This window comes from Deltaproteobacteria bacterium, assembly GCA_003696105.1.
Taxonomy (GTDB): Bacteria; Myxococcota_A; Polyangia; order Haliangiales; family J016; genus J016.
In genome coordinates, this window is sequence record RFGE01000296.1 from 1 (window position 1) to 9,090 (window position 9,090).

Sequence of the window (9,090 nt, forward strand, 5' to 3'; positions counted from 1 at the left end):
CTGTCTCGTCCGCGGGCGCGACCGGTTCGGCGGGTGCGGGCGCCGTCTCGGCCGCGGGCGCGGCCGGCTCGGCGGGTGCGGGTGCCGTCTCGACCGCGGGCGCCGTCTCGGCCGGGCCCGGCGTGGTCGCTGGTGCGGCCGGCTCGGCGGGTGCGGGCGCTGTCTCGTCCGCGGGCGCGACCGGTTCGGCGGGTGCGGGCGCCGTCTCGGCCGGGGCCTCCGCCGTCTCGGCCGCTCCCGCCGCGCGACCCACGGCCGCCAGCGCCTCCGCGAACCGCGCGTCGAGCGCCGAGCCCTCCGCCCCGGGCGTCGGTCCCAGCTTGCTCCACTGCGCACGCGCCGACGCGACCTGGCGGTCGACGCTGTCGGCGTCGCTCGACGGCACGCCCAAGGCGCGCCGGTTGATCGCGTCCTGCAGCTTCTCCGCGATCGACTGCGGCTGCGGCTCCGCGTCGACGAGCGCCTCGATCTTCTTGACGATCTTCTCCTTCTTGCGGAGCGTCGCGGCCAGGTCGATCTCCGTGCCCGCGAACACCGTCCCGTCGGCCTCGAGCCGTCGCGCGCACGCCTCGTACACCCGCCGCTTGAGGTCGTCGTCGACGCCGCGCACCTTGGCCCACGCCTCGGCCAGCTCGGTCGCGGTCGCGTCGGTCGCGCGGTCGACGAGGTCGGAGATTGCCTGCCGCTCGCGCTCCTGCTCCTCGCGGCGCCGGCGCTCGGCCGCCTCGCGCAGCGCCTCGCGCTTGGCGAACACCGCGTCGCACGCGGCCTTGAATCGCGCGTACAGCGCATCGGCTTCCGCACGCGGTACGCGGCCGATGTCCCGCCACTGGCGCTGCAGCGCCTTGGCTTCGTCGGCCGCCGCCTGCCACGACGCCTCGTCCTCGATCGATGCGACGAGCGCTTCGGCGCGCTCGACGAGCGCGCGCTTCTTGTCGAGGTTGTCGGCGAGTTCGGTCTGGCGGCCCTCGATGTGCGGTTTGCGCCGCTCGAAGAAGTGATCGCACGCCGCGCGGAACCGTTGCCACAGCTTCTTCGCGTGGCGACGCGGCACCGGACCGATCTCCTTCCACTCGGCTTGTAGCCGCTTGAACTCGGCGGCCGTGTCGTCCCAGTCCGTGGAGTCCTTGAGCGCCTCGGCGCGCTCGACGAGCGCGCGCTTCTTGGCCAGGTTGTCCTGCTCGACCTTCTTGCGCTCGTCCCGCTGCGCCTTGGCACGCTCGTAGATGGCGTCGCAGGTGTCCTTGAACGCGCGCCACAGCTCGTCGCTGCGGCCGCGCTTGCCCGGGCCGAGGCTCTTCCACTCCGATTGGAGGTCCTTGAGCCGGGCCAGCAGGTCGTCCTCCTGATCGGCGCGCGCCAGCAGCTCCTTGGCGCGCGCGACCAGCGCTTCCTGCTTGGGCACGTTGGCCCAGCGACGCCACTCGTCGGCCTCGCGCAGTTCGCGAACGCGCGCGACGACCGCGGCGCGCGCGGCATCGTAGCGCTCCATCAGCTTGCGCTTGACGGCCGCGCTCGGCAGCTTGCCGGGCTTGGCGAAGGCCTGTTGGGCGTGCCGGAGGGCGTCTTCGGCGGCGCGCAGGTCGTCGCTGCGGCTGAGCGCCTCGAGTTCGACGCAGATCTCTTCGAGTCGCAGCGCGTTCGCCTCGGCTTCCGCCCGGGTGTCCGGTTTCGGAACGCCGGCGGCGGTGGCCTTCGCACTGGCCGCGTCGCCCGGCGCATCGCCGCCGGCCGCGCGGGGCTCGACGGCGGCCGCCGGTCGCGTCGCCACGTTCGCGGCGGCTGCCTCGCCCGCGCCCCGCGCCTCGTCCTCGCCCCGCGCGTCGCCCTCGCCCCGCGCGTCGCCCTCGCTCCGCGCGTCGCCCTCGCCCCGCGCGTCGCCCTCGCCCCGCGCCTCGCCCGCGCTTCGCGCCTCGCCCTCGCCCCGCGCCTCGCGCTCGCCCTGCGCCTCGCTGCGCTCGGCGGCCGCCGCAACCCGCTCGAGGTAGCGCGCCCGCTCGGCGCGAAACCGGTCGATTGCGCGCGCAAACCGCCGCGCCAGCTTCGCCTCCGCCGGCTGCAGGCGCTGCCACGCCGCCTCGGCCGCGTCGACGTCGTCGGCGCGCTTCCAGTCTCCCGCGCGCACGATGGCCTCGACCGTTTCGACGAGCTGAACGCGCTCGGCGTGGCGCAACTGCTCCTCGGTTGGCCCCGCGGTCGCCGCCGCGCCCTCCGCCTTGCGGCGCTCCGCGAGCATCTTCTTGGCGCGGGACCGCACCGCCTTGTGTTTGGCTTTGGCCGCGACCACCTCGAGCGCGTCGTCGCCGAGACGCGCGATCGCCGCGAGTCCGAGATCCTTGCGCTGCGCGTCCACCGCGAGCGCCTGCAGCAGCGCCGGATCGTCGAGTTGCTGTACCGCCTCGACGCGAATCGCCGGGTCCTTCGCGGTGCGCGCCACCTCGGCCAGCGCCCGCGCGCTCGCGAGCCGTTTGAACGCCGCCCGGCGGACCGCGTCGCTGTCCGCGCGCGCCACGACCGCCACGAGCGCCTGCTCCTCCAAAATGTGCGCGACCGCCTCCACGTCCCCCTCGGTGGTCGCCCGCACCATCCAGATGTGACTCGCGCGCTCGGCCGCCGCCGAGCGGACCTGCTCCGACGCGTCCTCCTTCGCGATCTCGGTGAGCACGTGCGGATCGGACAGGCGCTCGACCGCCGCTTTGCGGAGGGACTCCTCGGGGTCCGTGCGCGCGATCTCGGCGATGCGGTCCACCTCGTCGTCGCCGAGTTCGGCGAGCGCGGCGGCGCGAACCGCCGGTTTGCTGTGCTTCCACTTGGGGCGAAACAGATCTGCGATGCCCATCGACAGCGACACCCTAGCGCCGCCGGCGCGCGCCGCGCAACCGCCGGCGCACGCCGCGCAACCGCCGGCGCGGCCCCGGCAGGCCCCGCCCGCCCGTCGGGGGCCGGCTACTCGGCCGCCGCGCGCCGGATCCCGAGCAACATCCCGTCCGGCGTCGGGATGCACACCGTCTCGTAGTGGTCGCGCGCGTGCTCGTGAAACGCCCGCATCGCCGCCGCCCCCGCGTCCTTGAGGTCGAGCAGCTTCCCGAAGTAATACGCGTTGTCGCCCAAAAGCAGGCCGCCGGGACGCGTGTTTCGCGCGGCCCATTCGCCGTACTTGTCGTAGTTTTGCTTGTCGGCGTCGATGAACACGGCGTCGAACGGTCCGTGCGCTTCCAGGCGCGGCAGCACGTCGAGCGCGGCGCCGGCCACCACGGTCACGCGGTCCTGCAGGCCCGCCGCGAGGATGTTGGCCTCCGCAACCGCCGCGTGGTGCCGGTCGCTCTCGATGGTCCACAGGTGGCCGTCCGGCGCCAGGCCGCGCGCGATCCGAATCGCTGAAAACCCGGCGAGCGTGCCGATCTCGACCACCCGACGGGCGCCGATCAGTTTCATCAACAGCTCGACCAGTCGCGCCTCCGACCAGCCGAGCTGAATTGCCGGGATGTCGTCGCCGTCGGCTGCGTCGAACGCGCGCCGCAGCGCGTCGTCGAGCCCGGCGTGCAGTTCGTCCGCGTATTGCAGCACGTCCCGTCCGACCGGCCGCGCTCCGCTGCGGGTCTCCTTGTCCGCCATGGCGTCAATGTGCCACGGGCGCGCCGCGGGAGCTACGCCGCGCCGCGCGGATCGAGTAGGCTCGCCGCTGATGGCCACCGAGATGAACGCCCTGGTCTACGACCGCGCCAAGGACGTGTGGGAGCAAAGCAAGGGGCTGCGCCGCGAGCGCGTTCCGGAGCCCGTCCTCGACGAGCGAGCCGACTACCGCGACGCGCACATGGCGTTGATCCGGCCGCGGTTCGCCGGTTTTTGCGGCTCCGACCGCGGCATCTGGTTTCGCCGCGCGTTCAAGGACATGATCTACGAATCGCTCGACGCCGACGGCAAGGACGTTCGCATCATCGGCCACGAGCTGTTCGGCGAGATCGTCGCGGTCGGCTCGCAAGCGCGCCGCGAACTCGGCCTGAAGGTCGGCGACACGGTGTCGGCCGAGTCGCACATCATCTGCGGCACCTGCTACCAGTGCATCATCGGCGACAATCACGTGTGCGAGGACAACAAGATCATCGGCATCTCCACCGACGGGTGTTTTGCCGACCTCGTCAAGCTGCCCGCGCAGATGCTGTGGCCGGTCGACGTCCACACCGTGCGGCCCGAGGTCGCCGCGCTGCTCGAACCGTTCGGCAACGCGGTCCACGCTTGCACCAAGGTGAACCTGCGCGGAAAGCGCGTCGCCATCTTGGGCTGTGGCACGATCGGCCTGTTCGCCGTCGCGGTAGCGCGCGCGCTCGGCGCCAACGTGGTCATCGGGGTCGAACCGCTGCCCAGCCATATCGAGATGGCGCGCAAGCTCGGTGCCGACGAGGTGCTCGTGCCCGCGCACCGCGAGGGCACCGTCTACGAACACGACCCGGACCTCGCCGAGCGCATCAAGAAACTCACCGACGGCGTCGGCGTCGACGTCGCGCTGGAGATGAGCGGACAGAACGCGAGCGTCAACAACGCGATCGCGTCGGTCCGCCGCGGCGGCGCCGTCATCCTGTTCGGTCTCAAGAGCGGCGACGCGGTCATCGAGGACCTCGACCGCGTGATCGTCGACGGTATCTCGCTGCACTCCGTCGTCGGCCGTCGCATCTGGGAGACGTGGCACGTCGGCCGCGGCCTGCTCGAATCGCGCCACTCCGACCTGCAGGACAAGATCTGGGACATCATCCTCAACCGCGGGGACGGCACGGTCACACCGTTTTCCGAGTTCGAGGCCGACGCGTTCGAGCAGAAGATCACCAAATACCCGAAGGTACTGTTCCGATTCGACTGAAGGGGCGACATGCTGAGCGACAAGACCAGGGCCATCTTCGACGGCATCCTCGCCGACATCGCACGAGCCGGGCTCACCAAGGACGAGCGCATCATCGTCAGTCCGCAGGGCGCCGACATCGCCGGGGCGGCCGCGGACGGCCCACCTAAATCCGTTATCAACTTTTGCGCGAACAACTATCTCGGGTTGTCGTCGCATCCCCGAGTGACCCAGGCCGCTCGCGAGGCGCTCGAAACGCACGGTTTCGGCCTGTCGTCGGTGCGATTCATCTGCGGCACGCAGGATCTGCACAAACAGCTCGAGCGGCGCATCGCCGACTTTCTCGAGATGGACGACGCCATCCTGTACTCGTCGTGCTTCGACGCCAACGGCGGCCTGTTCGAGACGCTGCTCACCGCCGAGGACGCCGTCATCTCCGATGCGCTCAACCACGCGTCGATCATCGACGGGATCCGGCTGTGCAAGGCCGCGCGCTACCGCTACGCCAACGGCGACATGGCGGAACTCGAGCAGCACTTGCGCGCGACCCAGGACAAGCGCATTCGGCTGATCGCCACCGACGGCGTGTTCTCCATGGACGGGTTCGTCGCGAACCTGCCCGCGATCTGCGACCTCGCCGACAAGTACGACGCGCTCGTCATGGTGGACGACTCGCACGCGACCGGCTTCATGGGGGCGCGCGGCAAGGGCACGCACGAGCACTGCGGCGTGATGGGGCGCGTCGACATCATCACGTCGACGCTCGGCAAGGCGCTCGGCGGTGCGGCGGGGGGGTTTACGGCGGCGCGCGCGCCGATCGTCGCGCTGTTGCGCCAGCGATCGCGCCCGTACCTGTTTAGCAACTCGCTGTCGCCCGTGATCGCCGGCGCGTCGATCGCGGTGTTCGACCTGCTCGCGGAGACGACCGAGCTGCGCGACCGGCTGATGACCAACGCGCGCTACTTCCGCGACCGCCTGACCGCGGCCGGCTTCGACATCGTGCCGGGCGAGCACCCGATCGTGCCGATCATGCTCGGCGACGCGCGGCTCGCGCAACGCATGGCGGCCGACCTGCTCGACGAGGGCATCTACGTGATCGGCTTCAGCTATCCGGTCGTGCCCAAGGGGCAGGCGCGCATCCGCGTGCAACTGTCGGCGGCGCACACGCGCGAGCACCTCGACCGGGCGATCGCCGCGTTTACCAAGGTCGGCAAGGCGTTGGGAGTGCTGGCCTGATGCGGCATGCGATGGCGGCGGTTGCGGCGGCGGCGGCGGCGTGCCAGCCGTCGGCGACGGTGACGCAGCAGTCGCCGATCGCCAACCTGCAGACCTATCGGGTGGCGCTCGTGCGGGCCACCGCGGGTGCGGACGCCCAGGGATGGACCGCGCCGCTCGAAGCGGTGGTCGCCGATCGGGTCGCGCGGGTGTGCCGGTTCGACGCGGTGCTGCCGGCCGCGCAGGCCGGGGAGGCGCAAGCGGACCTGATCGTCGATCTGAGCATTCAGCGGCTCGCGCGCGGCGGCGACGGCGTTTTGCAAAACCCCAACAAGGCGGTGATGGACGTGCTGCTCGTGCTCAGCGACGGCGCCGGGGACGACCTGGTCGGCCAGGCGTGGATCCGGGGCGAGTCGCCCGCGGTGTTCGTCGCCGGCGCCGTGCCCGAGGAGATCGCCGCGGGCGCGGTCGCCGACTCCGTCGCGCGCCTGCTGGCGGCGTCCGGCTGCGGGCTGGCGCGCGTCGACCCGCCGCCCGCCGAGGAGGAGCCGCCCGGCGGCGGGACGGGGGCCGAGGACGCGGACTCCGACGCCGTGGCGCGGGCCGAACAGCTCAACGACGAGGGCAAGCGCCTGTTCCGGGCCGGCGACCTCGAGGGTGCGGCCACGGCGTTCGCCGGCGCGGTCGCGATCGTGGCCGATCCCCGCTATTACTTCAACTTGTGCTTCGCGTACGAGGCGCTGGAGCGCTACGACGACGCGCTGGCGCAGTGCCGCGCGGCGCTCGACCACAACCCGAGCGACCGACTGCGCGCCAAGACGCAGACCCGGATCGACATCATCGAGCGCAAGCGCGCGGGCAAGTAGGGCGCGGCACGGTTCCGCCGGCTGGATCTTGCTATACTGGCAAGCCGTGGTGCGGGTCGCGATCCTGGCCGGGATCGGCGGCGCGCTCGTCGGTTGTACGAGCGCCGAGATCGGAGATCCACCCGGCGTCATGGATGCCGCGCCCGCGCCGGACGGTGCGACGCCCTTGCCGGACGCCGCGCCGCCAGACGGTGCGACGCCCTTGCCGGATGCCGCGCCGCCGCCCGACGCCGCGCCGTGCGTCGAGGGCGACGTCAACGTCGTCGATCCCGACACCGGTCACTGCTACCTGTACGTCGCCAACCGGGTGACCTGGGAAGTCGCGCTCGGCGCGTGCGGCACGTTCGGACCGACCGCCCACCTCGCGGTGAGCACGTCTCCGCAGGAAAACGCCGTGATCGCGTCGATCCTCGCCGGCGTCGACGACGTGTGGCTCGGCGGCAACGACCGCGAAGTCGAAAACCAGTGGGTGTGGATCACGGGCGAGCCGATGGTCTACCAGGGCTGGCGCGCGGGCGAGCCGAACGACGCCAACGGCGAGGACTGCATGATCATGGAACTCGACAACGGCGGCACCTGGGACGACCGCGCCTGCGGCAACAGCTACGGTTACATCTGCGAGCGCGAGTAACGCCCGGGCGCGCTTGCGGTGGGCGCGGCCCGCGCGTACCGTCGTCGCGCGATGCGCACGCGATTCGACGACCACCGTGGTCTCGCCGATTTGCCGTACTTCGAGTTGCGCGACGGCCGGCTCGCGATCGCCGCCGGCATCGGGCCGGCGATCGACGTGCACACTCACCTGGCTCTCGCCTACGCCGGCGGCCGGGTCGATCTCGACGCCGCGCACGAGCGGACGGAGCACTACTTGCCGGTCGACCGGCCGCTGGACCTCGACGTCTACATGAACCGGAATTTCACGGCCGAGGATCTCCGCCGACTGCGCCGCGACCTCACGCTGATGAGCGTCACCGGGCGCGGGATGCGGCGCACCCACACCGCGCCGAACTTGCTGCGCGAGATGGCCGACCTCGGCATCCGCACGTCGGTGTTGTTGCCGATCGATTTTCCGGTGCTGTCGCGCAACGCGGAGGCATTTCTGGACGTCGCCGGCCGCCACCCGGGCCTGGTGAGCCTCGGATCGGTCCACCCGTTCGCTCGCAACCCGGGCGAGCGCCTCGAGGCGCAAAAGCGCGCCGGCGCGCGAGGGATCAAGGTGCATCCCGCCGTCCAACTCGTGTCGCCGGACTGCCGCCGCGCGCACGAGTTGTACGACCTGTGCGGCGCGCTCGGCTTGCCGGTGCTGTTTCACTGCGGACCGGTGGACATCGAACCGCGACTCGGCCGCTGGCTGTCGCAGGTCAAGCACTACTGGCGCGCGGTCGCCGACCACCCGGGCACGACCTTCGTCCTCGGCCACTCGGGCGCGCTGCAGATGGAGCGCGCCCTGGAGCTCTGCCAGCGCTATCCGAACGTCTACCTCGAGACGTCGTCGCAGGGCCTGCCCAACGTGCGCCGCATCCTCGCCGAGGCGCCCGCCGACCGCATCCTGTTCGGCTCGGACTGGCCCTTCTACCACCAGGCGACCGCGCTGGCGAAGGTGCTCATCGCGACCGAGGGCGACGACGCCGCGCGGCGCCGCGCGCTGTGGGCCAACGCCGCGCGCCTGTTCGGCATCGAGCGGTAGCCGTCAATCGCGCCGGTCGCCGAGGCTCTTTTTGAGCAGGTCGCCCAGCGTGCCGAGCCCGCCGGAGGGCGGCCGGTAGTCGGCGGCCGCGTCCCGCTCGTCGCGGGCGGCGTCCTCATCGCGCGCGGCGGCCATCGACAGCGCGATGCGGCGCCGCTCCCGATCGACCGACAGCACCGTGGCTTCGACCTCGTCGCCGACCGCGACGACCTCGCGCGGATGGTTCACGCGCCGCCCGGCGCCCAGCTCGCTGACGTGGACGAGCCCGAGTAGCCCGGGAGCCAGCTCGACGAACGCGCCGAACGGTTGTATGCGCACTACCTTGCCGCGCACCCGCGTTCCGGCCGCAAATCGCCGGTCCACGTCCTCCCACGGATCGCGGGCCAGCGCCCGCACCGACAGCGCGATCTTGCGGGGACGCTTCGGATCTCCCGTTTCCTCGATGCGCAGCACGGCCACCTCGACGCGCTGGCCGACCGACAGCACCTCGC

Annotated in this window: 8 protein-coding genes; 5 read left to right on the top strand and 3 right to left on the bottom strand. The window is 71.9% G+C overall.

The window, feature by feature from the left end:
• Together D6689_18750 and D6689_18755 are read right to left on the bottom strand one after the other, a co-directional pair.
• On the bottom strand, window positions 1-2,839 hold a 2,839-nt coding region (locus tag D6689_18750), incomplete at its 3' end, for a DUF349 domain-containing protein (GenBank protein RMH38728.1).
• 107 nt (window positions 2,840-2,946) lie between these two features.
• A complete protein-coding gene (locus D6689_18755; protein ID RMH38729.1) occupies window positions 2,947-3,615 on the bottom strand; it encodes an O-methyltransferase in 669 nt (222 codons plus the stop codon).
• 70 nt (window positions 3,616-3,685) lie between these two features.
• On the opposite strand from D6689_18755, the gene D6689_18760 reads away from it, so the two are divergent.
• From D6689_18760 to D6689_18780, 5 genes are read left to right on the top strand one after another with little or no spacing between them, the layout of a single operon-like run.
• Window positions 3,686-4,855 carry a theronine dehydrogenase gene (locus D6689_18760; GenBank protein ID RMH38730.1) on the top strand — a complete coding sequence of 390 codons (1,170 nt, stop codon included), beginning with the start codon at window positions 3,686-3,688 and terminating at the stop codon, window positions 4,853-4,855.
• Window positions 4,856-4,864: 9 nt separating this feature from the next.
• Window positions 4,865-6,070, top strand: coding sequence for a glycine C-acetyltransferase (gene kbl, locus D6689_18765; protein RMH38731.1), 1,206 nt, complete (start codon window positions 4,865-4,867; stop codon window positions 6,068-6,070).
• Window positions 6,070-6,915: a tetratricopeptide repeat protein gene (locus tag D6689_18770; GenBank protein ID RMH38732.1), complete on the top strand. Its 846-nt coding sequence runs from the start codon at window positions 6,070-6,072 to the stop codon at window positions 6,913-6,915. The genes kbl and D6689_18770 overlap by 1 nt, the downstream gene beginning before the upstream one ends.
• 46 nt (window positions 6,916-6,961) lie before the next feature.
• Complete coding sequence (locus D6689_18775; protein ID RMH38733.1) at window positions 6,962-7,546, top strand: C-type lectin domain-containing protein; 585 nt, start codon at window positions 6,962-6,964, stop codon at window positions 7,544-7,546.
• 51 nt (window positions 7,547-7,597) lie between these two features.
• The gene (locus tag D6689_18780; GenBank protein RMH38734.1) at window positions 7,598-8,599 is read left to right on the top strand and encodes a hypothetical protein; all 1,002 of its coding nucleotides are present in this window, start codon (window positions 7,598-7,600) and stop codon (window positions 8,597-8,599) included.
• 3 nt (window positions 8,600-8,602) lie between these two features.
• On the opposite strand, the gene D6689_18785 is transcribed toward D6689_18780, so the two are convergent.
• Window positions 8,603-9,090, bottom strand: a 488-nt coding sequence (locus D6689_18785; GenBank protein ID RMH38735.1) for a S1 RNA-binding domain-containing protein, incomplete at its 5' end; no start/stop codon positions are given.